A 26,324-nucleotide genomic window follows, 5' to 3' on the forward strand; every position below is an offset into this window, starting at 1 on the left:
GGCGAGAAGTTCGGGTCGCCATTTGCCCCAGCCCCGCCCCGGCATGTGACATCGATCGTTGTTCGCCGACAACGTCGGCGCCCGAAACCATTGGGAGAAGCTGATGCGGGTCGTGGCGGTTATGAATTACAAGGGTGGTGTGGGAAAGACGACGCTCACCGCGAATCTCGGTGCGGTTGCCGCCGGCCGAGGGCTACGTGTGTTACTCATCGATCTCGATCCACAGACCAATCTGACGTTCTCGTTCTTCTCGGTCGACGACTGGCACGATCGGCTCAAGGACGGTCGCACGATCAGACAGTGGTACCAGGGTGAAATGCCCGGGAGGGAGCTCTCCCTGGCTGACCTTGTCGTCACGCCGGAGCGGGTCAACAGAGCGCTGGAGAACCCCGTCGGACAGCTCGACCTGATCTCGTCGCACCTCGGCCTGATCGATATCGATCTCGAGCTGGCCGCCCGGCTGGGCGGGACCACCACCCTCGACGGATCGAAGCGGCGGTTCCTGGACCTGCACGGTTGTCTGCGACAAGCGTTGGCGGACAGTCACTTCAGCAACGCCTACGATCTGGTGCTCATCGACTGCGCACCGAATTTCGGCCTCGTCACCAAGACCGCGATTGTGGCCAGCGAGCTCATTCTCGTGCCGGCCAAGGCGGACTATCTGTCCACGTTGGGATTGGACTATCTGGTCGGCAACTGCGCCGGACTGGTGGAGCAGTTCAACGACTACGTAAACCACAAGGGTGGTGGCGCTGGACATACGCCGATCGATCCCAGTTTTCTTGGTGTCGTCTTCACCATGGTGCAGATCTACTCGCAACAGGTGACGCTCGCTCAGCACCGCTATATCGAAGAGGTGCGCGAGAGTTCGCGAGTTCCCGTGCTGAAGAGCACGATTCGCAATAGTCCCAAGCACTTCGGCAATGCCGGCGAGAGCGGTGTGCCGGCGATGCTGCACAACACCGGCACGGACGAGGTTGTCAAGGAGTTCGACCAGCTGGCCGATGAGGTACTGGGTGCGCTCGCATCGTCGGCGGGTGCTCACCAGTGAACGACCTGAAAAGTTTCGTCGCCCTGCAAACCCGGCTGTACGAGTTCTTGGAACGACAAGACGAGGCCACACTGCGGGGAATTCTCGACGGAACCGTGGAGTTGGCGGTGGTACCCGCTGACGATGCGGCACCGGTCGGCTCCTCCTATGAGGTATCGCGCGGCATTTCCCAGTCTCTGGCGGCCGACCCCGTCGGGGCACCGTCAACGATTCCCCTTCAAGTGGTGCAGGATCTTTTACGATTGCCGTCCGGGCAGCAACGGAGCTTCTACCTGAATGGGGCGGACCTGCCGCTGCAGGGGCTTCGCCAGGTGGCCAAGCTGCTGGGCCTCCGCGGCTACACGAAACCCAGGAAAGCGGAACTCCTCGAGATATTGGTCCACCACGACTTCGCTCGGAACGACGCTGCCGCGGACGAACCCCCGACTCCGGCACCGGCCCTCGATCCGCCCGACGGCAAGGCAGGGGCCGCGAACACCGGGGCCGATGATGCGGCTGACAACACTGGGGTCGGCCATACCGATACCGGTAGCACCGCGTCGCAGCCCACCCCCAACGAGTCCGGCCCTGTGCTGGCAGCGGCGCCGACCGGAGCCGCGAGTCCGAATGCCGATGCGGCCCGGATCGCTGCGCAGCTGCGCGCGACCGAGACCGAGGGCGAGGGGATCGCGTATCTGCGTGAACAGCATCTCGATCGTGCGAGTCTGCTGTCCGTGGCCGCGGAGTTGCAGCTCACTCGGGTGGATCGCCTGAGCCGCCCCGAACTTGAGAAGCGGGTGCTCAAGCAGGCGATCGGTGCCCGGCGCAAATTTGCCGGCTTGCGGAAATGGTGAGCGCCGTGCCGAGCGGAGTGACAGCAGAGCGAGCCGAGCAGCTAGGCAGTCGCTCGATGTATCTGATCGGCGGGCGCCGGGTTACGGTTTCGGACCTGTTGGACGCCGGTCTTATTCAGCCTGGCGCGAAGCTCAGGTTCAAGCGCAACCGGATCGGCGTGACCTACGACGCGACAGTCACCGATAAGGGACGTATCCGGCTCGAGCCCGATGGCGAGGAGTTTCGCTCACCGTCCCGGGCGGCGATGGTGGCCGCCGGGATGCGAGCCGTCGACGGGTGGCGGGCGTGGCTTGTGGTCGAGCAAGATCGGATGTTGGACGCCGTACGTCAGGAGTTGCTCGACCGAGTGATCTCGAATGTCGCGGCCGCTGCGCACCGCCACAACGAGGATGTGGTGCGCCGGCGCATCCACGAGCGCCTGAGGCAGGCCCGCAGGCATGCGGACGAGGATGAGGCCGAACGCATTTCGGTTCGTGAACTGCTGTCGCTATGGGGAGCATCGGATCGCGGAGACCAAGTCAGCCGGATCGAGGCGGATCTGGCCAACCACGGACTGGTTACGTCACCCAGCTTCCGGGCGGTAACTCTGGACACGATGGTGTCACTGACCACGCCGCCCAGTGAGGCGGAGGGAAACACGGTGGCGGGTCCGTCCGTCCTCGACGACGTCCCGGTCGCCGAGGACGACGAGGGGGAGCGTGATCTCGATGTCCGCCTGACGGTCGGGAATCTGTCACCCCTGCTCGGGGTCGAGTCCGTCGGGCCGAACAGCACGCTCGAAGAAGCGATCACCAAGATGCTTCTGAACGATTTCTCCCAGCTCGCCGTCCTCAGCGGCCCTCGTAACCTGCGCGGAGCAGTCACATGGCGCTCGATCGTCCAGGCGATGCACCAGAAGCCCGATGCGAGTCTCGCCGATGCGATCGACCCGCATGTGGAGGTCGTCGACTACGAACGCGATCTCTCCGATGTCCTACCCACGCTGCAACAGTGCGAATTCGTCTTTGTCCGGGACGAGAGCAAGGCCATTAACGGCATCGTCACGACAGCCGACGTGGCTCAGCGCTACGGCGAGATGGCGACCCCGTTCTTCCAGTTGGGGGAGCTGGATCAGACACTGCGATGGATCCTGAACCGCACCTTGGATGTTCGGACCGTCCAACGACTCTGTCACCGGGAGATCACCAGTTTCGACCAGCTCTCAGTGGGTGACTACCGCCGTGTGCTGGAGAACAGGGAGGTCTGGGAGAAACTGGGCTGGCCGTTGGACCGCTCCGCATTCATCTCCCGGCTCGAAGAGATCCGGCTCATCCGCAACAAGGTTATGCACTTCCATCCAGACCCGGTGCCCGAGGACGCCGTCGACAAGCTAAGGATGTTCAACAATTTGTTGCACCGGTATCGTGATCCGGAGTAATTGGACGGTGACGTACTGCAGAATGGTCGCCAGCCGTTCTCGTCGACCTGATCGGCGAACTGCTCGACATAGACCTCGACCTCGACCTCGACCTCGACCTTCAACGCCGCCGCCAACATCTGACGCGCACCGTCACGCACGATCTGGTCGATCAGCGACCGAAATCCCGCCTGCGACCCGGCCGTGCTTGAGGAGGTCCTCGACGAGGCCGGGGCTGCCGCCGACCACGCCCTCGCCGATCCGGACCCATGGCACGGGTTCACCGAGTTCGCCACCGTCTACGCCCGGCTGCGTGCTGAAAGCTGCGGTGTCAACGATGCTCTGGGCGGTGCGGGATCCTGCGATCTCGGCGACACCATCACCGATCTCGGCGACAGTCTGCGCCGCCTCGTCGACCGCGCACAGCAGGCGGGGGCCATGCGCGACGACATCACATGGTGCGACGTCGCTTTCGCGCTCGCGGGAGTCGCGACGCAGCCGCGCACCATCGGCCTGCAAGCCGCGCCGAACCAGTGGACCCGAAACCTGCGCATCGTGCTCGACGGACTCGAGTCCCGACGCTGAGCCGCCGCCTATCGGGCGACGGGAGCGGTGCTGGCGGATCAGCTGAAGAACGCACTCTTTGCCGCTGATCGCGCGCTTCGTATCAGTCGGGGCCAAGTCTGGAAGGGCCAACAGGCCGAGATCATCTCGGCGTTCTGGTTTTGGACGGTGCCGATTTTGCGTCGTCGAGCACTGACCGCCTCGGACACGCGATCAGCAGCCGGTGCGCTCGCAATGTGTTTCACCGATCGACTGCAGGCTGGCGGTACGGGGTGCTGGTGTCGATCACGTGCCGTTCGTCCGCTGTTCGGCGTGGTCGGCGGCGCGCGTTCGGATTCGACCCCTCCCCAAATATTCGCCAGATATTCGAGTCGGTTCTGGGGGGCCGTGTGCGAACCTGCTGGGTACATAGGGCATTTCGTGCGTTTCAACTCGACCCCCTAAGCGCACAATGCCTTCAATGCTTGGTGTGACCAGCGCCTTTCCGTAGCTCGTTATCGGCAGGTTTCTGGTTCGAGTCCAGATGGGGGAGCGCAAGAAGGCCCTTGACCAGGTATTTCTGGTCGGGGGCCTTTCTTATGTGGTTGCTAATGGGACCTCCACCAAGAATATGCCAAGGAGTAGGCACCAGGGTTTCGTCCGATGGCCGCCCTGATCTGACCCCAACCAGCCGTTATCGGTCCCGCGCCTGATCGAGGCACGGCGATGTGGTGTGGTTTTGCGACGGGCCGAGATGATCTCGGCCGGTTGGCCTTCCAACCACCGCCCTGGCCGGTTTGGATCGCGGGTCGCGGTATGACAGTGCGCTTGCGAGCCCCGCACATGAAGATCGAATAGCCTTACCGCGCAGGGTTTTCGTTGCACGGCAGGAAGCGCGATATTGCGTCAGCCGAGTCGGTGTAGGACAGCCGCGAGAAGCCGTCGATGGCCGAGTGCAGGTAGGTGTAGCCGGTTCTCGCACCCGCTGACTTCGCCCGGTCGGCGGACTTGGCCTGGTCGCTGTCGCGGCCGTGGATGCGCCAGCCAATCGAGGGTCGCAAGCGACTGATCGAACGCTGCAAGACCAGGCCGATCGCGCATGTTGCGGCCGAGATGGGCATCTCACGCGCCTGCGCATCGAAGTGGGTCAACCGCTGGCGACGTCACGGTGATGCTGGACTACGTGACCGACCTTCGACGCCGCAGTGCTCAGGGGCGCATTCGCGTGAGTCACTATTCGGCCTCTCAATAAGAAGTGCGGCAGACACGGCACCGTGAAAAGACGTGATGGTGCCGCGCCTGCCAGAAGGGCTTCGTCAGTCCTGCGGTGCGACGCGGATCCGGTTCCCGTCGGGGTCGGCTGCGAGGAAGGTGCGTCCAAAGCCCGCGTCGTGAGGTTCTTTCAGGATCGTGATGCCCTTGGACTGCCACCGTTCGAAGATGGTGTCGAGTTGGTCGGAGCCACAGTCGATGGCGAGGCAGACCTCGCTGGTGCGTGAGACGTCGGAGGAAAGATTCTCGAACTGCCCTGACCACAGAGCCAGGTCAGCACCGGGGCCGAGGTCGAAGGTGATGTATCCCGGAGTCTCGAACGACGGGCTCATACCGAGGAGGTCACCATAGAAGCGAGCAGCGGCAGGAGCATCGTTCACATAGACGATAGTCACGACGGATGCGGTCATAGTTGTTCCCTTTCAAGGTTGTGGGCAACGCATCCACCAGACTGGACAGAATATGCGCCACATCCTGTCGTATTTGCTGAGAAACTTCGAAGGGTGACCCCCGACCGGTTCTTCTCCCTGATGCTGCTCCTCGGAACTCGGGATGCCGTGACCACCTCCGACCTCGCCGCAGCGCTCGGGGTATCGCTGCGGACCATCACCCGGGACCTCAACTGGCTCCGTGACGCCGGCTTCCCGGTGTCCGCACAACGTGGCCGACTGGGAGGCGTTACGGTTCTCCCCAGCACGGGACTCGACCTCACCCGCCTCACCCCGAGCGAACGCGACCACTTGTCGCTGACCGGACTGGATGAGAAGCAGCGAGAAGACCTCGATGCCTCGACCGAGAGCCGGCGCGCGCTCGCCAAGATCACCAACGTTCGGCAGCCACACACCGAGGATCTTCTCCCACTCGCGGAGGTCATACACGTGGACAGTCGCCCTTGGCTCCAGCAACGACCTGATGGCACGGCTCCGGCCGCGCTGATCGGTCCGGTGCGGCGCGGTCGACGGCTCCGGATCGAGTACGACAGTTCTCGCCAGCGTCGGCGACTCGACCTGGTCGTGGACCCCTACGGGCTGCTGGCCAAGGCAGGCATCTGGTATCTGATCGCCGACTGCGACCGAGTGCCGCGGATGTATCGCCTCGAGCGCATCACGGCATGGTCCGAAACCGATCGTGCACGACGGACCCGGCCGGACCAGACCCTTGCCAGCGTCGCGGCCGCGCTCACCGAGTGGTGGGCGCGCGACCACGTCATCGAAGTCAGCGCTACTTTCGATCGGACACAGATCGAACGAGCGAAGTGGATCTTCGGTCAACGACTTCGACAGGACGGCCACGAAGTCACGATCAAGTTCCTGCAACTGGAGGATGTGCGAGCGCTCCTGCCGTTCGGAAGGTCGGTCACCGTCCACGGCCCGCCCGAGGCCAAGGCTCGCTTACACGACCTCGCCAACGAGCTCGCCAACCATTACAGGCCGTCATAAACGTCCTGCCCCGCAACATCTAGCAGTCACCTGACCTGGGTGGCAATGACCATCCCGGCCGCCGCGCGTGAGGCTTGCAGCGGAGCGTGCTCGCGACAAGGCCAAGACTCATCGCGAGCCTCCGGGCAACGATTTCGGCTCGCGAGCCGCGCTCACCTGGCGATCGGTTGATCGTCGAGGGGTGGCCGCGACGTCAGGCTCGTGAACGCCTGCGCGGCACGTGCTCGGCGAGCGCGCCGGAGGTAGACGACGTTCCACAGGGTCAGGCCGCTCAGTGTCGCGATCAAGAGCACTTCGCCGACGCCGACTCCCACGCTGACGGGAAGAAGGTAGACCAGCGGGATCCGCAGGAGCGACTCGAGTACGAGGACCGTGCCCGACACGGTGGTGCTAACCCGGTGCCCATGCCGGATTCGCGGATCGACGCGGTACTGCTCGGTGAACTGGGCACTCCGGGAAGGGTCGAAGGTCTGCACGGCCGCGAGGGAGATCGGCCGTCCGCGCAGGGCGGTGGCCAGGAACACGAGCCCGACCGCGCCGGTGATGAACGAGTTCTTCAGCAGCATGAACTGGGGATCGCCGCTGATCAGGGCCAGCGCCGCGCCGACTCCGAATGCGATGAACATGACCGTGGCGAACGGGTTCAGCGACCGTTCGCGGACCGCACCCCACACGATCCGCACCGCGGAGAGCGCGGTCGCGGCCAGCAACGCGACCGTGTCGCCGACGCCGAGCAGATGCAGCGCGTAGTAGATGACGAGGGGTAGGACGAGATCGGGGGCGAGTGAGCGGATCAGCGCCATCGGCCGGACGGTGGCGATCGATGTCGCGTCGCCGGGTCGACTGGTGGAGGTTCCACCGATCGGGTGGGTGGTTGCGTTGTCGGGCATGGATTTTCACCGTCCGATCTCGGTGGGATTGTCAACGCCACCCAGATCGCCTTTCCAAGTCGCATGTATTGCTATGAGGTTAGCAATACAGATGACTTGAATCAAGGGCGTCGCGGCGCATCGGCGGAGACGAGTAGCCGTGCGAGGTGTGCCTCCATCAATGCCAGCACCTCCTCGGCGGTGTACATGCCGAGGAGGAAGTGGGTCCGCAAGCCGTCGGCCAGGCAGATCAGCAACCCGGCCTCGGTGGCGGGGTCGCGATCGGACGCGATCTCCCCGGCCTGCACGGCCAGCGCGATCTGACCCTCCAGCAACTCGCGCAGCGCCCCTGTCCGTTGTCGCACGTTCTCCCGTAAGACGTCATTGCGCGCGGCCTCCAGCAGAAAGTCGATATTGATCGAACTCCCTGCTCGGGAATCCTCATCGATCGGTAGCATCTCCATGACGATGGCCCGCAGCCGGGCCGCGCGCCCGCCCTCGCCCATGAGGATGAGTCGCTCGGTGACGCGCTCCACGTTCTTGCGGCTCATGAACTCCATCGCGAAGATCATCAACTCTTGGCGGCCGCCGAAATAATGCTGGAGCTGTCCCAGCGAGATCCCGGCCTCCGCGGCCACCTCGCGCAGCGTCACCCGATCCAGACCACGGACGAGCGCCACCCTCCACAGCGCCTCGGCGATGGCCGTCCTCCGTGCATCGTGGTCAACCTGCTTCGGCACGTCCGCTCCTCGGTCGACAATCTTTGTAATACAACTGACTTTAGCGCAGGCTCGACACGGTCTTCTGCACGCTGACCGGGCAGCTGCTCGTCAGCAGGCGCATTCGCCGCGAACAACGTGTCGGTGCCCGGCGCTACCATCGGCATTCGTGACATCCCTTGCTGATCGCCCGAATTCCGCCGTCCTCGTTGTCGACGTGCAGAACAGCGTGGTGGCCGACGTCCACCGGCGTGACGCCGTCCTCGCGACGATCGGTCGCCTCGTTGACAACGCGCGCGCGGCCGGTGTTCCCGTGGCCTGGGTGCAGGATGTCGGCGAGGATCGTGTCCCCGATAGCGTGCCGTGGCAGATTGTCCCGGAACTGGTTCCGGCCGATGACGAACCCCGCGTCGACAAGAGTTACGGCGACGCATTCGAGGACACCGATCTCGAGCCGATCCTCGCGCGACTCGGGGTCGGCCGACTGTTCGTCGCGGGCGCGCAAACCGACGCCTGTATCCGGTCCACCCTGCACGGCGCGTTCGTCCGTGGCTATGACACCGTCCTCGTCGCGGACGCGCACACCAGCGAGGACCTCACCGAATGGGGTGCACCGGCGCCCGAAGCCGTCATCCGCCACACCAATCTCTACTGGCAGCATATGAGTGCACCCGGCCGCACCGCGCGGGTTGTCGGCACCGACGACATCGAGTTCTGACGCACAGCCTTTCGGGCGACTTCGTGCCGCTGCCGCTGGCAATGCACGCAGCACACGTGCGTTTCCTGGCGCCTGGACACGCGCTCACGCCTCCCCGAGGACCGATGAGTTCCGCCTCGCCGCATCGTTTCTCCGGCTCGATCTCTATGGGCAGCGCCGCGTCGCAAGCATCTCTTAAGCCCGAAGGAAGTCGGCGCGCACACACTGCCGTGCAGAGGCGGTCGCCTCGACCGGGGACGGAAACGTCGACAGAAGGGCCTGTGATGGAAGCGGGACTGACTCTCGCGGTGCTGGGTGTGTTCGGCCTGTTGGTGGTGATACCTGTGGTGTTCCTGGCTGTCGTGGTACCGATGTCGATGCGCGCCGAGCGGGCGCGCAAGGCGGTCCTGTGGGATTGGGCGGTGACCCACGGATGGACGTTCACCGAACGCGGTCGAGCGGCCTGGACCGCGCGTCTTCCCGGCCGCAACTCGCGGGGGCTCGGCGTGATCGTCAGCGGGTCGCTCGGCGGGCGCTGGGTGACAGTCGCCGAATACTCTTATCAGACAACGTCATCGAGCGGCGATTCGACGACCACCACCACGCACAACTTCATCGTGGTGCTCGTGGTGCTCGACCGGATGTATCCGCCGGTCTCCGTGCGGCACCGCGGGGTGTTCTCACAGCTCGGGCGGGCGATGTTCGGCGACAAGCCGACCGCGACCGGCTACGGGTTGTTCGACTCCCAGTTCCGGATCGACGCGCAGGACCCGGTTTGTGCCAAGGCGCTGGTGGGTCCGGCGCTCATCGCCGCGCACACGGCGCGCACTGTCCCGTCCTGGAGCCTCGTCGGGGCCGAACTTCTCACCCGTATACCCACATCGGGGAAGCTCCGCGACCCGAACATGATCCCCGGCTACGCCGCGCAGCTGCTCCGCGTCGCGGACCTGTTGGGCCACTGACCCTTTCGCTACCTTAATCGACCGCCCCGTCGAGCACGGCGGCGCGGACGTGCGCACGGAGCCACTGGTGCGCGCCATCGGCGTCGTGCCGTGGGTGCCATGCCATGCCCAGGTCCACCACGGGCAGTGGCAGCGGAATCTCGAATGTGCGCAGTCCCAGCCTCTCGATCCCGTCGCGGCCGAGCCGGGCGGGCACCGCACCGACCAACTCACTACCGGGCAGCAGGAACAGCGCGCCCGCCGGATTCGGTGCACATGCCAAGATCCGACGGGTGAGACCGTACTCGGCGAGCAAGTCATCGATCGGGCCGGTCGCGATGCCGCGGCGGGAGAACACCACATGTTCGGCAGCGGCGTACCGAGGCGGCGTGACCGGTTCGGTGAGCAGATCGTGCCCCTCGCGCACCACTCCGACCAGCCGCTCGCGCAGCAATGGCTCGATGTGGGTTTCCGGTTCGCCGCGGCGGATGCGACCCAGTTCGACATCGACGCTGCCGTCACGCAACGAATGGGTGTCCTCATGACTCTCCGCAACGAAGCGCACCGTCACCCCCGGCGCCTCGGCATGCATGCGATGCAGCAATCGGTACCCGATACCACTGAACATCAGGTCGCCGATCTGCACCGAGAACGTGCGCCGCAGACTTGCCGGATCCGGCTGCTCGAGCGGCGCGAACAGTGTGTGCGCCTGCTCGACGAGGTCGCGAACCCGACCCTGCATGGTGAGCGCACGTGGTGTCGGCACCATGGTGCGTCCGGCGCGCACGAGGATCGGATCGTTGAGGATGCGCCGCAGTTTCGCGAGTGTGCGACTCATCGCGGGCGGCGAGGTGTGCAATCGGCGGGCGGCCCCGCCGACGCTGCGCTCGTCGAGCAACGCGTCCAGGGTGAGCAGCAGGTTGAGGTCCAGCTTGAATTCCACTTCTGATAACTCTCCCTTACCGAATATGCACTGGAGTGCAATGGGATTCGAGCATACGTTGAAGTCGTATCCGACCAGTGAGAAGGAATTGACGAGATGACCTCCACCTTGCGCTCCGAACCGGTATCGCTTGTGCTGCAACAGTTGTTGGCCGCCGAGCAGGAACACGACCCGCAGGCGTTCGCCGCCTTGGAACCGGGTTTCCCGGTAGATCTCGATGCCGCAGCACGAGCCGAGATGCTCAAGGACATCTATATGTCCGTGTCCGCCGCGGGAGGCGAACTCCTGTACCTGTTGGCGCGAGCGATCGGTGCGCGCACCGTGGTCGAGTACGGCACCTCGTTCGGTGTGTCCACCATCTATCTGGCGAGTTCGGTGCGGGACAACGGCGGCGGCACCGTGATCGGCACCGAGTTGCAGCCGGAGAAGGTCGCGGTCGCGCGGGAGAACTTCCACGCCGCCGGGGTCGCCGACCTGATCGACCTGAGAGAAGGCGATGCCCGCGCGACCCTCTCCGAGGTGCCCGGCCCCGTAGATTTCGTGCTCCTGGACGGATGGCCCGACCTGGCGCTCCCGGTGCTGCGGCTGCTGGAACCCAGCCTTCGTCCGGGCGCCCTGGTGCTGGTCGACGACGTGAACGTGGACTTCGGTAGCGACATGCACGGCGAACTGCTCGCCTACCTCGCCGATCCCGAGCACGGCTACCTGTCGATGACATTGCCGGTGGCCGACGGTGTGCAACTGGCTGTCCGGCTCTAGTTTTCGGCTCTCGAATGGCCAGCGTGGTGGCGGTGACGAGAACCGCTGCCACCGCGCGGTCCCGAGCACGGTCGGGAGGGGTCCATGGACTGTTGCCGGATGATGCGGGCACCGATTCGAACCTCCAAGGGGAACAAGGAGACTCGCATGAATATGCCGGTGCTGGTCGATTGGCTCACGACCACGACCGGGAGTTGGCCGAGCGGGAGTCGGGCAGTAGCCGTTCGTGCCCACGGGAGGCCGGCGCGTTCACTGTGCGGTCCATCCGCCGTCGACGGCCACGCTGAAATGCTTGTATCTGGTGACCCGTTCACTGGATCCGACCGGGCGGGGCAGGGCACGATGGGCACTGAGGTGGAAGCCAGCGCTTAACGCGTTCGCTATCACTTTCGAATGCCGGATCACTCCGACCGGTCGCCCTGCTCGGACGGGAAGTGCCCACGGACCGTGATCGCACGCCGATACCCGGCGTTGAGCGACTCAATCGCGCGGCAGAGCACGGCCGTGGAACGGGTGCGTGCGGTAGGCGAAGATCACCTGGCCCATGTGCCAGGTGGCGAGCGCATCACACATCTGGCCTGTGTGCCGTATGGCTGGCGGCAACAGTGGAGGTTGCTGCCAGCGACCATGAAGTGTGGATTCCGAAGGAGCGCAAAATGGTTCGAGGTTGTACGTGTTCTTCTCGATGACCGCGTCTCCACCCTGACCGGCACCGGGTGGGAAGGTATCGTCGCGCAGGCGTATGCCGATGCCCACGCCCAATGGGTCGCCGGTGCGCGCGAATTCGTCGAAGGCGTGCAGGATATGAGCGACGCCGCCAAGGCAGCGCACACCCGCTACATGCGCGCGGTCGATACCAACTACAAGATGTTCAACCAGGGGTAACCGGCATGGGTGAACTGTCATCAACTGGCAGATTTACTACGACGCCGCCAAGAAGTGTCACGCCCTGGCCGCTGATCTCCGCACTGCGGATAAGCCGGTCCACGATGCACTGAAAGGCGAGTGCGCGGGCATGGCCGGTGACACCGCGGGCTGCGAGAGTTGGGGCAGGGAGTACGACCGAGCAGTTCAGGGAACGTTGCAGACCTACACGAATCTGGCTGACGCACTGACCAATTTCGGCTATATGCTGTCGGCCGCGGGATACAACTGGGCGCTGTCCAACAAGTCCAACCCGATGCCCGACCGCCCCACGGTGACCGCGATGACCGACTACAAGGTGTTGTTGCCGACCTCTGTCGGCAACAACGGTGACGGCATCACCGAAGGTGACAACAGCGTCCCTGGCTTTTATGACGCCCTGGTTGGGAAGATCCAGGAAGAGTTCGGAAGCAAGCTGCCGAATGGCCACAAAGAGGATCTCGCCAAGGCCGCGTCCGTCTGGAAAACGTTCTCCGAACACGCCACTATCAAGGGCGCCCCGGGCCGGATCACCGAGATCAGCAATCTGTTCGCCGACATCAAGGACAAGAAGGGCGGCCTTGACGGACTGCTCGGACACCTGACCACCTTGAACGGCGGCGCCACCCAACTTGTGGCCGCATCGGCGAACATCGCCGCACCCGTGGCGGCATATAGCGAAGGCACTTCCGAAGTCCGCGACAAATTCAAGGAAGCGGTCACCAACGCTTTGATCGCGGCGGGAGCGACCGTCGTCATCGGCATTGCTGCCGCCTGGATCACCGCCGCCCTCAGCACCGCCGCCGCCGGGGGCGGAGTCCTCCTCATCGCCGGCAACACCGCCCGCGTACTCAAGACCACCTACGACATCAGCAAGCTCTACCGAATCATCGGTGCGGCAGCGGCCGTAACTGGCGCCGGTGCCGCCGCGATCACCGCGTTCAAAGACGTGGACCTCACCCAAGAAGCCCTCAAGCTCGGCGTCATCATCATCGCGAAGATCTTCCTCGACGCCGATGACGTGGAGGACATCAACTCGAGCAGCCCGAGTGGTGCGTTTACAACTGCGTCGCTTACGACCAAGGTGAACAAGATCGCCAGCCATTACGGGGTTCCTGCGTAGGAAGTGAGAGAAGCCATCCACAAGATCAAGGCACAGGGGGCCTGGCGCGGGGATGGCGCCAACAAGAACCCAGATGTCGTCGTGGACTTGGATACTGGCGAGGTGTATGTGAAGCTCCCCGGCGGTGAAGTGTCCGAAGACAGCCTCGGAAACATTCTCGACGAGTTGGATGAGTGACGTGGACAAAAATCGGCGAGAGACGATAAAGGAATACGAGGACAGGTGGATCATGCAGCCTCTGCGCGGGAGCCGTGTCGTTCGTACTACTTGGCTGCCCGAACAGGTCGAATTCGAGACGGACACGCCATTCCGGATAGTTGTCGGATACGGAGCCGAGATGGCGCCACGCTCGATTGCCGAAGACTCGCCTGAGCGTCACATGATCAGCCACTGGACAAGAGCCGAAGTTGAACGCAATGTCTCCGCGCCGATTCTCTCGCCGGTATTTTTCAAGTCTGGAAGCCTGCGGCTCGGATTAGGGAACGGATGGAACCTGTTCGTCTCCAACCAGCACCCCCAGGTGACAGCCACTGTCTTCTTCGGTGACACTCTGATGTGGAATCGATCCGGCATGCTCTCCCCGGCAGGGTTTTCCGTGGTCACGCTCGACCCGTGGACCGGACAGCGAATCGACGCTCCACCGTGGCCGCCACGTCCAGAAGATCTCGACATCGACACAGACTCAGACGACATCAACGGGTGAACGGTCCGGGTCGAACATCTTGAAACCCCAGCTTGGAGCAAGAAGCCGAGGTCATGCGCCGTGCGGTCGCTTACTTGTCCAGGGATGTCAACCCAAAATGACTCTTCGGTCCAGAAAGTTTGTGAATACGTTGTCAGCCAACGGTTTACGAGGGTCTATGGGCAGAGTCGGCGCCTGTGGTGACAATGCGGCCATGGAATCGTTCTTTGCGCTGCTGCAAAACAATGTCCTCGACCGGCGGCGCTGGCCGACTCGCACCGAACTACGGCTGGCGATCGTGTGCTGGATCGAGAAGACCTACCACCGCAAACGCCGGCAACGACGACTCGGACGACTGACCCCGATCGAGTTTGAGACAATCAACCAGACCGCACACGCGGCCTGAAACCATCAACCCCACAAGTCAACCAAAGTGGGGGCAGTCCCTTGACCTGCTCTTTTTCTCGGTATGTAGCCAGGAATACGTCCAAGTTTCCGGGCCGGCCTTCCAATCAGTTGAACGGTCTGACCATCGTCCGTCGCGGGTTCGTGCCCTCGGCGGGACATGCAAAACATGGACAACCGGAAAACATCTGGTCATAGTGGGTGTTCCCGGTCAAGTGTTCCGCGCCGGAAATACGTGGTTAATTGTAGGGTTCGGTTGTGGCGAGGACCGGAAGGTCGAGGTCGGGTTCGGCGTTGCGGGTGACCGAGGCGCAGCGGCGGGAGTCGGTTCATCGCGCACGGCCTGGCCGGGTTGGCCGACGAGCTGCGGCCGGGCCGGCCGCCGTGGGCATCAGCGAAGCAGTCCCTCTGTTCAGTCGAACAGACGTTGGACGAACGGAGTGCTGTCGGGCAGGGCCGCTGTCGCGGTGTCGAGATGGTCGACCCCAGGGTAGGAGCGATAGTCGAACTTCACACCGCGCAGGGTGAAGTCGGCGATGAGTCGCGTCGTCAAGGGCGGCGGGACGTCGGTGTCGGCGGTACCGTTGCCGATGAACAACGGTCTGTCGTAGCCGGTGATGGGGACATCGACGATCGGGGCGGCGACCTCGAGGAGATCGCCCTCCGCCAGCGGCCTGCTCAGCATTTGCCCTACAGTGATGCCTTTGGCGCGGCCGACCATCGGATAGGCACACAGGGTTTCGGCGTCGTGGACGAGTTGCTTACCGAGCGGGGTGAGGTAGCTGTCGATATCGAGCCCCGGGCGCGACGCGGCAAGTCCGCGCAGGACAAAGCTGGCGTACATGACCACATGCGGGATTCCGATATCAGGAGTTTGCGGGGTCAGCAGTGACAGCATGTCGGAGATGTTCGTCGCCGGTGCGGTCGCGACCGCACCTCGGTAGTCCAGATCAGGGGCGTAACTGGTGGCCAGCGATGCGGTGAACAGTGCCGCCTGGCCGCCCTGTGACTGGCCGATGGCCACCCAACGCGGGCTCAGGGTGGGGGCCACAGAGCGTGCCGCCCGGACCATATCGATCCCGGCGTGCGCTTCGGCCCGGCCGTCGAGGTAGGGGTGCACCCCGTCGGTACCCAAGCCGATGTAGTCGGTAGCCACCACGGCGTACCCCTGACCGAGCCAATGGCTCTGATAGGTCTTGCTGCCCGAGTCGCTGCCCGCCACGGAGGGGGCACACGAGTCGCCGAGCCCTGTGGTGGCGTGCTCCCAGGACACCACTGGCCACCCGCCCGCGGGTACGGGACCGGACGGGACGAACACTGAACCAGTGGACAGAGCGGGTTTTCCCTCCGAGGTGCGAGTCCAGTAGGTCAAGCGTTGAGCGCTGCCTGCGCCGGCCAGCCACTCGTTGTGGGGCACGTCCTCAGTTTTCGTGACCTTGCCGGGTTCTCGGTCGGCCGCTGCTGTCGAGGTTGCTGATACGGACCCGGTCGCTGCGTGTCTCGAGCAGGCCGACAGTCCGACCACCATCGTCAGTGCGGCCAGGGCGATCGATATGTGTCGTATCATTCCACTGCCTTCGTTGTTCTCGGTCTCGCGGTTGTCGCGCCCGATCCGTGCCGGGCATACCAACTTTTCATTGCCCGATTCGAGTCGAAATCGGTGTACACGGCCCGATTCCTGCCGGACTACCTGCCGGTTTTCTGTGTGTTACCGACGGTGTCGGACCTGGGTTCTGTGGGTGTCGTGTTCTGTGTTGTCGCCGGCTGCCGTTCGGGAAGAAAGAACGACGGAACGACCGCGAACGCCGTAAAGGCCAGCGCCCACACGAAAGGAAGGTGGAAGGAGGTCGCCAGATTGCGGGCTGCGTCGCCGCCGGGCGTGACCTGGGCCAGAGTCGACCTACCGGCGGGCAGCTGGTCGGCCACCTGTTTTTGCAGGACGACTGCGAGCACGGCGGTGCCCAGTGACGCACCGACTCGCTGGAATACGTTGAACGCGCTGGTGGCGCTCGGCGCCGCCGCCTTCGGCACGCTGCTGAAGGCGACCGTCATAGTAGGAATCATCGCGGCTCCAAGGCCGATGCCACGGATACACAGCGCTGCGCCGATGACGAACTGGTTCGGATCGGCGGTGATGAGAGTGAACGGAATTGTGCCGACCATCACCAGCAGCAGGCCCAGCACAGTCACCGACCGCGAACTCAGCATCGCGGTAAGCCGGTTCATCAACATGACGACGACGAGAAAACCCGCGCTCTGTGGAAGCAGAAGCAGCGCGGAGGCCAGCACGCTGGTTCCGCGGACAACTTGGAAGTACATGGGCAACGGGATCATGACGCCGTACATCGCCACGCTCAACAGAACGTTCGCCAGTGTGCCGGATCGAAAATAGCGGATACCGAGCAACCGCAGGTCCAGCAGTGGCTCTCGCCGCGACTGCGTGGCGCGAAGCGCGAAAGCCGCCAGCAGTACGGCGCCGACAACCAGACCACCGATGACCCTGCCCCCGCCGAACCCGCCTGCCGAACCGGCCTCGGACAGCCCGTAGACCAACGCGGTCAGACCGGGCATCAGCAGCGCCATGCCCACTACATCGAGTTCGATGTCGGCCGACGGGGCGACGACATTTCGCACCCTCGCCGCCATCAGGGCGATGGACACTACGCAAAGCGGCACGTTGATGAAGAAGATCCACCGCCAGCTGAGGTGGTCGACCAGGATGCCGCCGAGGGACGGTCCGATGAGCGGAGCGACCAGGGCCGGCACAGTGACGATCGACATCAGCCTCCCGAGCCGTCCGGGGCCGGCCGCTTGAGCCAGCAGCGCCTGCCCGACCGGCACGGCGAGGCCGCCGCCGATGCCCTGGATCACTCGGAAGGCGATCAGACTCGAAGCCGACCACGCCAGTCCGGCCAATACCGAGCCGACCAGAAACGCGGCCTGCGAGAAGATCATCGTCTGTTTCGCGCCGAAGCGGGCCATCGCCCAACCGCTGATCGGGAGGGTCGCGGTGATCGCGAGCAGATAGCCGGTCACGGCCCACTGCACGGTCGAGAGTTCGGCATCGAACACCTTGGCCAGCGGTCCGATAGCGACATTGATGACCGTCGCGTCGAGCAGGCTTGCGAAGCCGCCGAAGGCCATAATCGCGCTGAGCCACCACAGTTCTGGTGTGACCGTGTCGGAGTCGTCTGCCGCATCCGATATCTGATCGGGTTTCACGAATATTCTCCCTCGTCCTATCGGGCAACATCGAGATCATTGCACGACATGTGTCGTCTATACAACACATGTCGTGTAAATTTCGAGATGCTTCGACAAGGGAGGAGTCATCCGCGACATCTGTCGGTTAGGCGATGTAAGCTGCGCAGATGGTCGAATCGGCGACAGAAGCAGGGCATAGGAATACCGATCCCCGGGTCCTGCGCACTCGCGTGCTGCTGCAAGAAGCGGTACTGCAACTGGCCACCGAGCGGGATCTGGGCAGCATCACCATCGCCGATGTCGCCGAACGCGCCACCGTCAACCGCGCGACCGTCTATCAGCATTACGGCAACCGCGACGAACTACTACTGGATGCGATGGAGGGAGAGTTGGCCGCCCTGGCCGACCTGGTAGCTCGGTGCCCGCTCGTGGAGTTGCCCGACACGATGCCGAACGCCTTCGTCGAGGTCTTCCGCCATGTGGAGTCACAGCTCGTCCTGTATCAGCGAATGCTCGGTCCGTGCGGTTCGGCCCGCTTCATCGACCGTCTCCAGCATTTGGTCGCCGAGCAGGTAATGCGTCAACTCGCCGAGAAAGCGAGCCTACGTCGCTCGTCGGCGTTCGAGTCGCGAGCGCATTGCGCCGCAGGAGCTTTCGTCGGACTGATACGGCACTGGGTGCTCAACGTGAATGTTTTGCCCGCCAGGCGTGCGGCGGCGCAGGCGTGGAAGGCGCTCACTCGGCAACATGGCGATCGCGACCAGCTCGAGTTTTAAGCTCTGCGGCGTGGTCGCGGTCGGATTCCGGGGCTGATCTACGACGATGTCCTTCCCGCCGAGGAGGTAGCAGGTCGGTACCCGTAGCTCAGGTAGTTCGTCGGCCCGGCTTGTCCCGCCGTTCAGATCTGTCCCATCCTCCCCGCGTCCAGGCGGTGTCCGCAGCGTTGATCCGCCTGGGCTCCGTATTCCCATGGGGTGTGACTGCCATTCCGCGAGCGGTCGGCCCTTGTTCCGCAACGTCGTTGTACGCCGTGAGTGCTCACCCGCGCCCTGTTCCGTCCTATTCATGGATGTAGGGCCCGTTACCGAGGCCGCTTCCTGGGTCGGTCGCGAGGCCGACCCGGCCTCGTGACGCGGCCGGTGATGGTGGGTGGTCCTCGACGGTTATGGAGTTGTAGACGCATGCGGTCTTGGTGGTGCGGCGGACGAGCGCGCGGCCGGGCTCTGCGGGCAGGGCGGAGATCGGCTGGGTGCCCTGGACCACCGAGGGGGAGGTGGGGATCAGGGTCTTCGCCGCGCTCAGCGCGGACGCGCGGCTACCGCGCATGTGCTCCGCTCGTCTCTCAGTCCTGATGGACATAGGGGCGGATTGCGCTCCGTCACCCACCCAGCGGGAACTCGTCGGGCTGCTTCACTTCCCTCGCTCCCGCGCAGCGTGGATCCACGGCCTTGCCCGCATCGACTTTCAGCCGCACCACGGACACGCAGACACGGCCACCTAAGCAGCACCTGCAACATATGTGTATCAGCTATACATAGAGTTTCGGGTTGTGGATCGTTCGATTCGCTGGTGATCCAGCTCGCGTGTCCGCAGAGCTGACCTCGGAAGGGAACAGAGGCGGGGAGATCGGCAGTCATCTCGGTGAAAGGAAGTCCGTAATGAATGGAAGTTTGGTCATGAATGACAAACGGATCGCAGCCCTGCAGGGCCGCCCCACGACCGCGATACTCGGCGGAATCGCGCACTCGGCTTCCGCCTCGGTAGTGGCATGGCAATTCCTGCCCTGGGTCGGTCGTCGCGTTAGGGTGGTGGCTGGTGTCGCGGCGGTGTCCGCCGTGCTTTCCGTCATGACGATCGGGTCGGCCAATGCCACCCCCACCCCAATTCCCATTCCGGGCTGCACGAAAGTAGTAATGGTGATGCCGACCGACACCAGCCTGCTCCAGTTAAGCGCAGACAACGGTATTACAGTGGCTCAACTGCTCGAGTGGAACGCGCGCCTCCGCCCTGACGGATTAAATCTCGATGTTGGCTCGCCGTTGTGTGTCGCCGTATGAGTTTCCTGCGTCCCGCAGGCCGAACCACGTTGAGGTTCGGCGTCGTTCAGCGGAGGGCTCGGCCGTTGCTGTGTTGATCGGCTAGATGAGCGCGACGGGGGTTCGGTTGTCTTCTGCGCCGCCCGCTCGCAGATTCCTTCCGTGCAGTCAGCGCGACGGCACGACCAGCCTCGACCCGACCAATACCGTCGAAATCGCGTTCAGATCGACGGCACAGCTGGGTCGGGAAGTGCGGTGGTCCCGAAATAGCCGGTACCGCTCGCTATATATTGCGGTGTGGGTTGATCGGTCCTGCATTGGCTCCGTTGTTCAACTCGCATTGTACGATGTCACCGGGCATTAGTCCGGTCAGTGCCGACTATTCGGGGGAAACTCAAACACCCGGGCCTGGGCGCTACCATTCGACACCGCGAGTTGGTGGCCGTCAGGACTGAATTCGATGTGCTCGTCCCCACGCGGCCATTTATCTTTGTTGTCACATGCGTGCGGCAGTGTGGTCACGACTCGACGGTTAGAGATGTTCCAAAGCAGCAGAGGGCCCGGCCCCACGGGGGATGCGGCCACCGCCCCGCCGTCCGGGCTTATCCCCACTGCAGCGATCTGATGGTGTGGACATTCCAACCGTGTGAAGACAACCTCGCTGAAGCGGTGTGCACCGATGTCCCATAAGCGGACTGATGAGTGGGCGTCGCCCAGGATCAGTGTGTGGCTGTCGTGCGAGAATGCAACGGGCGATACTTCTGGTACTCGAAGGTCGGCTACCTCGGAGTCATTGACAATGTTACGGAGGATGACTCGGTCGGGTGGGCCGTATCCAGGGAGTTTGGTAATCGTCAACATATTCCCATCAGGGCTGAATATGGCGTAGATGGGATCCACGTTCAATGCAACTGGAAAGGTTTTCAGAGTATCTGGTGTGGCTGGATCCCAGATTGCAATGCCGTTTTCTTCCGCAGTCTGAAGATTTTTGTAGAACCCCAATAATTTACCATCCGGCCGGAATGAAAGTGCCAACCAACGCATTTCCTGAGGCCAATTCGATGGTTTAGGAAGCGTGCGCTGCAACTGGTTGGTCTTGAAATCCCAGAGTTGTATCGGTGAATCATCCCCAGTGCACGAACCAGTTATCGCCAACGCGCGGTTGTCGGGGCCGACTGCGATTCGTGATATAGTCCCCGATTCTAGATTTTCCGAGTTTTCCCGTCGGCTATGACAATCGATTGTGCCCACTCTTTCGTGGGATGTGGTGTCCCACATGTCGACCAGGTATTTGCGTTTGTCCGGCGACGGTGCGTCCACGGCGAAAAGAGTTCGGCTGTCCGGGCTGAAAGCGATGTCGTGCCCGTGTAACGTCCAGGAAAGGTTTGCGGCGCCATAGTCGACCTCGTCTTCATGCGCGTTCCAGTAATTATTCGCGAACAGCGCTGTCGATGCGAGGACAATGAGGCAGCAGATCAGTATGCTTACTCGATATTTTGGCATAGTGGCAGGCTTCATCTCGGTTGCCGATCGCTACAGAAGCCGTCGCAACCGGGATCAGTGACGGGTGAAGAAACTGTAGTCTCCCCCATACCTGGCCAGATAGTTATCGGCAGACGAGGTGACGGCGAACGGTAGGCCATTGTATCTCACCGGTATAGTCACATTGGTTCCGGCCACGACAGCATGGACGATGAACTCCCACTCGTAATATCCAACAGGGCGGCCGGGGTTGGCATCCACGCGGATGTTCGTCACGTACTGTTCGCCGAGTTTCAAATCAATGTGGTGATCAAGGAAATACGGTTGCTCCGCGCCGGTGCAACTGCCGTTCTCTGGACGGGACATGACAATCGGTGCGGGCGCGGAGATATCCATACAGGCGCTCAAGTTGGTGTCCGAACCCTGGGATGGCCAGGTGAGCAGCGTCCCTGATAGCGGGTTGTTCCGTCGGAGTATGTGTGCGGTGATATCGGTGATGGTGACCGCTTGGTTGCGGTTGCCTTCGAAGATCAGTCGCACGTCGAGCACCGAGACCGGCGCGCCGCGCGCATCACGGAGCAGATCGTCGACACGGCCGATCGGGAACGAGGTCGGATTACCTGGCAGCGTCGAGGGCAGCGCAAACGAGCCTCCAGGGCCAAAACGCTCCACCTGCACCGCGACACGAATTTCTGGACCGGGACGGATGCTGTCGGTGATCGTCGAACTGAACGACGAGAAGACCGCGGTCGTCACGCCTGTCACGAGCGTGGTCACGACGAGACCGATGACCACCTTGCTGCCCTGGCTGAGTTCGGACATGCGCGTGATCGCGCGGCGCAAGCGGCTGGGGCGCGACGGCGTTTCGGTGCCGTTGTCGTCATCGGGCTCCTGCGGCGGTGGTTGCGGCAGGGGTGGTCGTAGACCCGTGACGCGCGAAAGGCGCCGACGGCTCCGGTTTCCGTTGTCCACCAATGCTTTCCCCCTTCGATCCGCTGGCGCAGACCATTGAACCGCCGCTCGATCCGGCGTACGGAAGTCGCGACTCCCTGCGGCGTCGATAGCTTCATACCAGGGTACTTGAAGCCACAACCGGAGAGATCTCGCTGCCCGAAGGTTCCAGCTCGTCCTGCCACTGGCCGGTCAACCGGGTGATCGATGTCGGCGACAGTCCGGACCCGGTACTCAGGAACTGTTCGAGCGCCGGTGCGAAGTCGCCGGTGGACAGCCGACACGAAAACTGCCGCGCGATCATGGCAACGGTTGATCCCGGGTGCCGTTCTCCCGCGCGAGTTCGGCACGGCCTCCGAGGCGCAACAGTAGCCACAGCACTGGTACCGCGACGAGCCCGAGCACGGCGATCGACCACAGGACCGCCAGGTTGGCCGGGGCGGGGAAGAATTCCGGGAAATCGCCCGGGTGGACGGACAGCAGCCAGATGAAGCCGAGATCGAGACCGAGCACGATCGCCGGCGGCCCCCACGTATCGAGACCGGTCGACTGCAGGTGCGCGGCGACGTCCTCGGCCGTGTCCAGACGCGGTACAGGACGAGTGCGGGCGATCGTGCGGGGCTCGGACGTTGCCTCCGCCCATGCGGACGCCGGATCGGCCGGCCACGTCGAACTCGTCATCGTCCACCCCTTCTTGTCACAGGTTATCGGCGGGAACGGTGCCACGCGGTCCTGCATCCCATTCCGGACGGCTCACACGTCGGGAGATGCGTACTTCTTCGCGGCGTCGGGATCGCGGATGCTCTTCCGGTGCCGGTCCAGCAGGAAGCTCTCCGGGGCGTTCGGGTCGACCCGCACCACTACGGTGCCGCCGACGATCGGCGCGTCAGCCACGGAGGTGACGATCTCGCCGCGCACGGACCGTTTCCCGTCCGGCCCGTCATACTCGGCCTCCACCTCGAACTCCGGGCCGCCGAGCCACCAGCTGTTCTGGAAGTCGACCGCGGTGACCTCGGCCACGAAACGCTCACCATGCTCACGCAGCCACTCGCGCCGATCCACTTCGTCTGCGCCTTCGCGTAAATCGGAGATGAACTCGCGAAGCGCGCGCACCGCGAGCACGCCCGCCAGGACGGCGATACCGACCGTCAGCGCCCAACCCGCGATCGATGAGTGAAACGGTGCAGCGGCGGCGGCGCCGAGGGCGACGCCCGTCCAGATCGACAGAGCGTCCGGCTCCCCGAGCACGGGGATCGAGGGAACCGCGAGCGTCGCATAGGAGAGAGTCAAGGCAAACACGAACGCCACAACAGCACCGCCGAAGAGAAGCCAGTAGGCCAATGCCATCGGCAGTGGTAGCCAGATCTCACCGCCGGTGAGCGCCCCGAGTAGCGGTACCGCCAACTGCACGAGCAGCACCCACACCGCCGCACCCGCCGACGCAACGGTGAGGAGGCAGAACGTTCCGACGAGGATCCATCCGCGCATGCTGCTCCTAGCTGGGTGTGCCCGGGTCATAGCGTTCTCCCGCGTCTGGATCTTTGGGGCTTACCGGGTCCTCTTCGATGTCGATGTCGTCCGTGTCTTCCCCGTCGTCGAGATACCAGACATAGACGGTGCCGCCCACGATCGGAGCATCCGTGCGTTCCGTGACGAGCCGGCCCGTGGCGGTCCGGGTTCTGCTCGGGGACGCCTGCTGCTCCATCGCACTCATCATGTATCCACTAGCTCCAGTCCGCGGAAAACCCGCATGCGCCTGGTGCGGGTTTCCTACCATGGCCCCCGGAGACCGACACAACAGCCACCTAAATACACCCAACGGTGTCATTCAGCTTGAAAAATTCCGCCGTCCATCAGACAACTTTGCCGCACAGTCAGGTTCGCGAGCGACTCGTCAGTGGATCCTCACACTTGCTGTGGGAGAGGCTATCCGCGGGCCAGGACTGCGAGCCCGACTGCTGACCCGCGAACCAGTGGTCGCTGTCATTTCCATCGGCCGCCCGTGGCAGCGGTACCGCTGCCAGCGCCCGCCGCAGCCGATCGATCTCGATCTGGCCTCGTAGACTCCCGGGCCGCCACCCACACGCGACGATGTCGAGTACGCGGTTGAGCCGCGGCACTCAGTCGAGCCGGACCGCGAGGGTGGCGACCACGGCGTCGGTGCGGGCGCGCAGGGCTGCGGTCAGCACCGGGCCACGGGGATTGTGCAGCAGGCGATGCCACCAGTGGCAAGTTTCTACGTGCGCGAGCAGGACGGTGACCCCTCGTCCACTCGCGGTCTGTTTGCGGATGTAGCCGACGAGCGTAGCGACCAGGCTGCGGTGCGGGCAGGGAAGGACAATGAGCGGAACCCCGGGGTCCCACTCCTTCCACAGGGCGCTCAGGTGTTTGACCGACGTGGGGTCGATCTCGGCGGCGACGGCGACGATCTCACCCCGCATGCGCAACGCAGCCTGGAGGGCGCGATAGGTCACCTCGCTCAATGCGACCACTGGAACGACGACCAATTCCGTTGTTTCCGGCATCGGTTCCGGGCGCGGCGGGATCTGGCCGAGCCGCTGGTGCCGTGCCACATCGCGGTAGTAGTTCTCGATCCGCGCGAAGGTGAGCACCAGCGCCGGGACGATAATCAGCAGCAGCCAGGCGCCCTCGGTGAATTTCTCCGCTAGTAGAACTACGCCAGCGATCGCGGTGAGCACGGCGCCGAATCCGTTGAGCAGCATGCGCGGAACCCAACCCTGCCCGCGTGCCCGCAGCCAGTGCAAGACCAGACCCGTTTGGCTGATCGTGAAGCCGATGAAAACGCCGATCGCGAAAACCGGCAGCAGACGGTGCGTTTCGGCGCCGACCAGCATGAGCACCAGCGCCGCGAGCGCGGCCAGCGCGGTGACGCCGTATCGGAACACCGGGCGCTCGGAGCGCAGCGCGAACAGCGACGGGACCCTGCGGTCTTTGGCCAGCAGCGCGAGCAGGATGGGAAGACCGCCGAAGCTGGTGTTCGCCGCGAGCAACAGCACGGCCGTCACCGTGAGGTTGGTGAGATAGAACAGCCAGCCGGTGCCGAACGCCGCCGCCGACATCTGCGCCAGGATGGTCACATCACCACGCGGCACCACATGATGCCTCTGGATCAGCACGGCGAGCCCGAGTAGTAGCGTGCCGAGCAGGACGCCGAGCGCCACCTCGGTGTGCTGGGCGCGGCGCACGGCGGGCGTGCGGAACGATGGCACCGCGTTGGCGATGGCCTCGACGCCGGTCAGCGACGAGCACCCCGAGGCGAATGCCTTGAGGAGCAAGACGATTCCGATCGCCTCGACCGGAACGATCGGCCCACGGTCGACGCCGATCACGGCGACCGGGGCGGGGCGCAACAGCCCGACGACGATAACCCCGGCGATCAGGACGAGGAACACGATCGTCGGGCTCATCAGGGCTTTCGCTGATTCGGACACGCCGATCAGGTTGATCACGGTCAGCACTGCGAGCCCGATCAGCGTCATCGGCAGCAGCTGTCCGGCCAGCGAGGGGAACGCGCTGGCCAGGCTGGCCGCACCCGCGGCGAGGCTCACGGCGACGGTCAGCACGTAGTCCACCACCAGGCTCGCGGCGGCGAGCAGCGCGGCCCACCGGCCGAGGTGCTTCTTGGCCACCGCGTACGCACCGCCGCCGTCCGGGTGCACTGCGATCACCTGGCGGTAGGAGATCACGAGCACCAGCAATAGAGTGGCGATCGCACAGGAGACCGGTAGCGTCCAGGAAACGGCCGCCGCGCCCGCCGCGACGAGCACCAGCACGATCGCCTCGGGGCCGTACGCCACACTGGACAGCGCGTCCAGCGATAACGCCGCAAGACCGCCGACGGCGGTCAGCCGGAACTTGTCACCACGCTGGATTCGTCGGATCCGGCGATCGGCGATGCGGGGCTCAGCCGGGTGTGTCCGGGTCGTTGTACCCACGACATGTATTGAACGCCGACATGGTTCAGCAATCACTGAGCGACACCAGATGTGCTCGAGTGCGTCCCGCTCGGTGCCTCTCTTCGGCGTCAATTCGGCGGAGTGGCGTCGCGGCCTGC

The 26,324-nt window shown here is 63.9% G+C and carries 27 protein-coding genes and 5 pseudogenes; 17 read left to right on the forward strand and 15 right to left on the reverse strand.

Features of this window, described 5'->3' with window-relative positions; all coding sequences use genetic code 11:
• The first annotated feature begins 58 nt into the window (after positions 1 to 58).
• The 4 genes from LKE06_RS28280 (at position 59) to LKE06_RS28295 (ending at position 3,866) form a co-directional block, all read left to right on the forward strand.
• Complete coding sequence (locus tag LKE06_RS28280; RefSeq protein ID WP_228002389.1) at positions 59 to 1,051, forward strand: ParA family protein; 993 nt, start codon at positions 59 to 61, stop codon at positions 1,049 to 1,051.
• The gene (locus LKE06_RS28285; RefSeq protein ID WP_228002390.1) at positions 1,048 to 1,884 is read left to right on the forward strand and encodes a hypothetical protein; all 837 of its coding nucleotides are present in this window, start codon (positions 1,048 to 1,050) and stop codon (positions 1,882 to 1,884) included. The genes LKE06_RS28280 and LKE06_RS28285 overlap by 4 nt, the downstream gene beginning before the upstream one ends.
• 5 nt (positions 1,885 to 1,889) lie before the next feature.
• Positions 1,890 to 3,302: a CBS domain-containing anti-phage protein gene (locus LKE06_RS28290; protein ID WP_228002391.1), complete on the forward strand. Its 1,413-nt coding sequence runs from the start codon at positions 1,890 to 1,892 to the stop codon at positions 3,300 to 3,302.
• Between the two features lie 183 nt (positions 3,303 to 3,485).
• On the forward strand, positions 3,486 to 3,866 hold the full coding sequence (locus tag LKE06_RS28295; protein WP_228002608.1) for an SbtR family transcriptional regulator: 381 nt from the start codon (positions 3,486 to 3,488) through the stop codon (positions 3,864 to 3,866).
• Between the two features lie 869 nt (positions 3,867 to 4,735).
• Here LKE06_RS28295 and LKE06_RS28300 read toward each other — a convergent pair.
• Positions 4,736 to 4,873: pseudogene (locus tag LKE06_RS28300) on the reverse strand (IS481 family transposase); the annotation flags it as partial.
• Here LKE06_RS28300 and LKE06_RS28305 point away from each other — a divergent pair.
• Positions 4,860 to 5,027 (forward strand): annotated as a pseudogene (locus LKE06_RS28305) (helix-turn-helix domain-containing protein); the annotation flags it as partial. The pseudogenes LKE06_RS28300 and LKE06_RS28305 overlap by 14 nt on opposite strands.
• A 113-nt stretch (positions 5,028 to 5,140) precedes the next feature.
• On the opposite strand, the gene LKE06_RS28310 reads toward LKE06_RS28305, so the two are convergent.
• On the reverse strand, positions 5,141 to 5,506 hold the full coding sequence (locus tag LKE06_RS28310; RefSeq protein WP_228002392.1) for a VOC family protein: 366 nt from the start codon (positions 5,504 to 5,506) through the stop codon (positions 5,141 to 5,143).
• 93 nt (positions 5,507 to 5,599) lie between these two features.
• Between LKE06_RS28310 and LKE06_RS28315 the strand changes: the two genes are divergently transcribed.
• The gene (locus tag LKE06_RS28315; protein WP_228002393.1) at positions 5,600 to 6,535 is read left to right on the forward strand and encodes a helix-turn-helix transcriptional regulator; all 936 of its coding nucleotides are present in this window, start codon (positions 5,600 to 5,602) and stop codon (positions 6,533 to 6,535) included.
• Positions 6,536 to 6,687: 152 nt separating this feature from the next.
• Here the strand turns inward: LKE06_RS28315 and LKE06_RS28320 are convergent, their stop codons facing one another.
• The gene (locus LKE06_RS28320) at positions 6,688 to 7,425 is read right to left on the reverse strand and encodes a VC0807 family protein (RefSeq protein ID WP_228002394.1); all 738 of its coding nucleotides are present in this window, start codon (positions 7,423 to 7,425) and stop codon (positions 6,688 to 6,690) included.
• A 101-nt stretch (positions 7,426 to 7,526) separates the two neighbouring features.
• Positions 7,527 to 8,144 carry a TetR/AcrR family transcriptional regulator gene (locus LKE06_RS28325; RefSeq protein ID WP_228002395.1) on the reverse strand — a complete coding sequence of 206 codons (618 nt, stop codon included), beginning with the start codon at positions 8,142 to 8,144 and terminating at the stop codon, positions 7,527 to 7,529.
• Positions 8,145 to 8,292: 148 nt separating this feature from the next.
• Between LKE06_RS28325 and LKE06_RS28330 the strand changes: the two genes are divergently transcribed.
• Both LKE06_RS28330 and LKE06_RS28335 read left to right on the forward strand, forming a co-directional pair.
• Positions 8,293 to 8,841: an isochorismatase family protein gene (locus LKE06_RS28330; RefSeq protein ID WP_228002396.1), complete on the forward strand. Its 549-nt coding sequence runs from the start codon at positions 8,293 to 8,295 to the stop codon at positions 8,839 to 8,841.
• Positions 8,842 to 9,101: 260 nt separating this feature from the next.
• Positions 9,102 to 9,782: a hypothetical protein gene (locus tag LKE06_RS28335; protein WP_228002397.1), complete on the forward strand. Its 681-nt coding sequence runs from the start codon at positions 9,102 to 9,104 to the stop codon at positions 9,780 to 9,782.
• A 13-nt stretch (positions 9,783 to 9,795) separates the two neighbouring features.
• On the opposite strand, the gene LKE06_RS28340 is transcribed toward LKE06_RS28335, so the two are convergent.
• Entirely contained in the window at positions 9,796 to 10,704 is a 909-nt protein-coding gene (locus tag LKE06_RS28340) for a LysR family transcriptional regulator (RefSeq protein ID WP_228002398.1), read from the reverse strand.
• 96 nt (positions 10,705 to 10,800) lie between these two features.
• Between LKE06_RS28340 and LKE06_RS28345 the strand changes: the two genes are divergently transcribed.
• The 7 genes and pseudogenes from LKE06_RS28345 to LKE06_RS28370 form a co-directional block, all read left to right on the forward strand.
• Positions 10,801 to 11,463, forward strand: a complete 663-nt coding sequence (locus tag LKE06_RS28345) for an O-methyltransferase (RefSeq protein WP_228002399.1) — start codon at positions 10,801 to 10,803, stop codon at positions 11,461 to 11,463.
• A 265-nt stretch (positions 11,464 to 11,728) separates the two neighbouring features.
• Positions 11,729 to 11,914, forward strand: a pseudogene (locus tag LKE06_RS33395) (hypothetical protein); the annotation flags it as partial.
• Positions 11,915 to 11,967: 53 nt separating this feature from the next.
• A complete protein-coding gene (locus LKE06_RS28350) occupies positions 11,968 to 12,348 on the forward strand; it encodes a WXG100 family type VII secretion target (protein WP_228002400.1) in 381 nt (126 codons plus the stop codon).
• Positions 12,349 to 12,478: 130 nt separating this feature from the next.
• Complete coding sequence (locus LKE06_RS28355; RefSeq protein WP_228002401.1) at positions 12,479 to 13,489, forward strand: hypothetical protein; 1,011 nt, start codon at positions 12,479 to 12,481, stop codon at positions 13,487 to 13,489.
• Between the two features lie 3 nt (positions 13,490 to 13,492).
• A complete protein-coding gene (locus LKE06_RS28360) occupies positions 13,493 to 13,666 on the forward strand; it encodes a hypothetical protein (protein WP_228002402.1) in 174 nt (57 codons plus the stop codon).
• A complete protein-coding gene (locus tag LKE06_RS28365) occupies positions 13,659 to 14,192 on the forward strand; it encodes a hypothetical protein (protein WP_228002403.1) in 534 nt (177 codons plus the stop codon). The genes LKE06_RS28360 and LKE06_RS28365 overlap by 8 nt, the downstream gene beginning before the upstream one ends.
• A gap of 106 nt (positions 14,193 to 14,298) precedes the next feature.
• A pseudogene (locus tag LKE06_RS28370) lies at positions 14,299 to 14,577 on the forward strand (integrase core domain-containing protein); the annotation flags it as partial.
• Between the two features lie 411 nt (positions 14,578 to 14,988).
• Here LKE06_RS28370 and LKE06_RS28375 read toward each other — a convergent pair.
• A complete protein-coding gene (locus LKE06_RS28375) occupies positions 14,989 to 15,993 on the reverse strand; it encodes a lipase family protein (protein ID WP_228002404.1) in 1,005 nt (334 codons plus the stop codon).
• 269 nt (positions 15,994 to 16,262) lie between these two features.
• Positions 16,263 to 17,798 (reverse strand): MDR family MFS transporter, encoded by a 1,536-nt coding sequence (locus tag LKE06_RS28380; protein ID WP_228002405.1) that lies wholly within the window; start codon positions 17,796 to 17,798, stop codon positions 16,263 to 16,265.
• 149 nt (positions 17,799 to 17,947) lie between these two features.
• On the opposite strand from LKE06_RS28380, the gene LKE06_RS28385 reads away from it, so the two are divergent.
• The gene (locus LKE06_RS28385) at positions 17,948 to 18,556 is read left to right on the forward strand and encodes a TetR/AcrR family transcriptional regulator (RefSeq protein WP_228002406.1); all 609 of its coding nucleotides are present in this window, start codon (positions 17,948 to 17,950) and stop codon (positions 18,554 to 18,556) included.
• A gap of 283 nt (positions 18,557 to 18,839) precedes the next feature.
• On the opposite strand, the gene LKE06_RS28390 is transcribed toward LKE06_RS28385, so the two are convergent.
• Positions 18,840 to 19,106 (reverse strand): hypothetical protein, encoded by a 267-nt coding sequence (locus LKE06_RS28390; protein WP_228002407.1) that lies wholly within the window; start codon positions 19,104 to 19,106, stop codon positions 18,840 to 18,842.
• A gap of 350 nt (positions 19,107 to 19,456) precedes the next feature.
• On the opposite strand from LKE06_RS28390, the gene LKE06_RS28395 reads away from it, so the two are divergent.
• Positions 19,457 to 19,837, forward strand: coding sequence for a LysM peptidoglycan-binding domain-containing protein (locus LKE06_RS28395; protein ID WP_228002408.1), 381 nt, complete (start codon positions 19,457 to 19,459; stop codon positions 19,835 to 19,837).
• 348 nt (positions 19,838 to 20,185) lie between these two features.
• Here LKE06_RS28395 and LKE06_RS28400 read toward each other — a convergent pair whose 3' ends face one another.
• From LKE06_RS28400 to LKE06_RS28430, 7 genes and pseudogenes are all read right to left on the reverse strand, one after another.
• Positions 20,186 to 21,319 carry a WD40 repeat domain-containing protein gene (locus LKE06_RS28400; protein ID WP_228002409.1) on the reverse strand — a complete coding sequence of 378 codons (1,134 nt, stop codon included), beginning with the start codon at positions 21,317 to 21,319 and terminating at the stop codon, positions 20,186 to 20,188.
• Between the two features lie 54 nt (positions 21,320 to 21,373).
• Positions 21,374 to 22,273 carry a hypothetical protein gene (locus LKE06_RS28405; protein WP_228002609.1) on the reverse strand — a complete coding sequence of 300 codons (900 nt, stop codon included), beginning with the start codon at positions 22,271 to 22,273 and terminating at the stop codon, positions 21,374 to 21,376.
• 101 nt (positions 22,274 to 22,374) lie between these two features.
• Positions 22,375 to 22,526 (reverse strand): annotated as a pseudogene (locus LKE06_RS28410) (IS256 family transposase); the annotation flags it as partial.
• 23 nt (positions 22,527 to 22,549) lie between these two features.
• Positions 22,550 to 22,930: a hypothetical protein gene (locus LKE06_RS28415; protein WP_228002410.1), complete on the reverse strand. Its 381-nt coding sequence runs from the start codon at positions 22,928 to 22,930 to the stop codon at positions 22,550 to 22,552.
• 72 nt (positions 22,931 to 23,002) lie between these two features.
• Positions 23,003 to 23,737: a DUF3592 domain-containing protein gene (locus LKE06_RS28420; protein WP_228002411.1), complete on the reverse strand. Its 735-nt coding sequence runs from the start codon at positions 23,735 to 23,737 to the stop codon at positions 23,003 to 23,005.
• 7 nt (positions 23,738 to 23,744) lie between these two features.
• Positions 23,745 to 23,954 carry a hypothetical protein gene (locus LKE06_RS28425; RefSeq protein WP_228002412.1) on the reverse strand — a complete coding sequence of 70 codons (210 nt, stop codon included), beginning with the start codon at positions 23,952 to 23,954 and terminating at the stop codon, positions 23,745 to 23,747.
• Between the two features lie 415 nt (positions 23,955 to 24,369).
• Complete coding sequence (locus LKE06_RS28430) at positions 24,370 to 26,205, reverse strand: APC family permease (protein ID WP_228002413.1); 1,836 nt, start codon at positions 26,203 to 26,205, stop codon at positions 24,370 to 24,372.
• Positions 26,206 to 26,324: the final 119 nt, after the last annotated feature.

It is taken from the genome of Nocardia australiensis (assembly GCF_020733705.1).
GTDB lineage: Bacteria > Actinomycetota > Actinomycetes > Mycobacteriales > Mycobacteriaceae > Nocardia > Nocardia australiensis.

What these genes read in the sequence shown, in the direction of transcription:
- LKE06_RS28310 (WP_228002392.1), bottom strand. Translation starts at nt 5,506, where the DNA reads ATGACCGCATCCGTCGTGACTATCGTCTATGTGAACGATGCTCCTGCC.
- LKE06_RS28320 (WP_228002394.1), bottom strand. Translation starts at nt 7,425, where the DNA reads ATGCCCGACAACGCAACCACCCACCCGATCGGTGGAACCTCCACCAGT.
- LKE06_RS28345 (WP_228002399.1), top strand. Translation starts at nt 10,801, where the DNA reads ATGACCTCCACCTTGCGCTCCGAACCGGTATCGCTTGTGCTGCAACAG.
- LKE06_RS28355 (WP_228002401.1), top strand. Translation starts at nt 12,479, where the DNA reads ATGGCCGGTGACACCGCGGGCTGCGAGAGTTGGGGCAGGGAGTACGAC.
- LKE06_RS28365 (WP_228002403.1), top strand. Translation starts at nt 13,659, where the DNA reads ATGAGTGACGTGGACAAAAATCGGCGAGAGACGATAAAGGAATACGAG.
- LKE06_RS28385 (WP_228002406.1), top strand. Translation starts at nt 17,948, where the DNA reads ATGGTCGAATCGGCGACAGAAGCAGGGCATAGGAATACCGATCCCCGG.
- LKE06_RS28390 (WP_228002407.1), bottom strand. Translation starts at nt 19,106, where the DNA reads ATGCGCGGTAGCCGCGCGTCCGCGCTGAGCGCGGCGAAGACCCTGATC.
- LKE06_RS28395 (WP_228002408.1), top strand. Translation starts at nt 19,457, where the DNA reads ATGAATGACAAACGGATCGCAGCCCTGCAGGGCCGCCCCACGACCGCG.
- LKE06_RS28400 (WP_228002409.1), bottom strand. Translation starts at nt 21,319, where the DNA reads ATGCCAAAATATCGAGTAAGCATACTGATCTGCTGCCTCATTGTCCTC.
- LKE06_RS28415 (WP_228002410.1), bottom strand. Translation starts at nt 22,930, where the DNA reads ATGACGAGTTCGACGTGGCCGGCCGATCCGGCGTCCGCATGGGCGGAG.
- LKE06_RS28420 (WP_228002411.1), bottom strand. Translation starts at nt 23,737, where the DNA reads ATGCGCGGATGGATCCTCGTCGGAACGTTCTGCCTCCTCACCGTTGCG.
- LKE06_RS28425 (WP_228002412.1), bottom strand. Translation starts at nt 23,954, where the DNA reads ATGGAGCAGCAGGCGTCCCCGAGCAGAACCCGGACCGCCACGGGCCGG.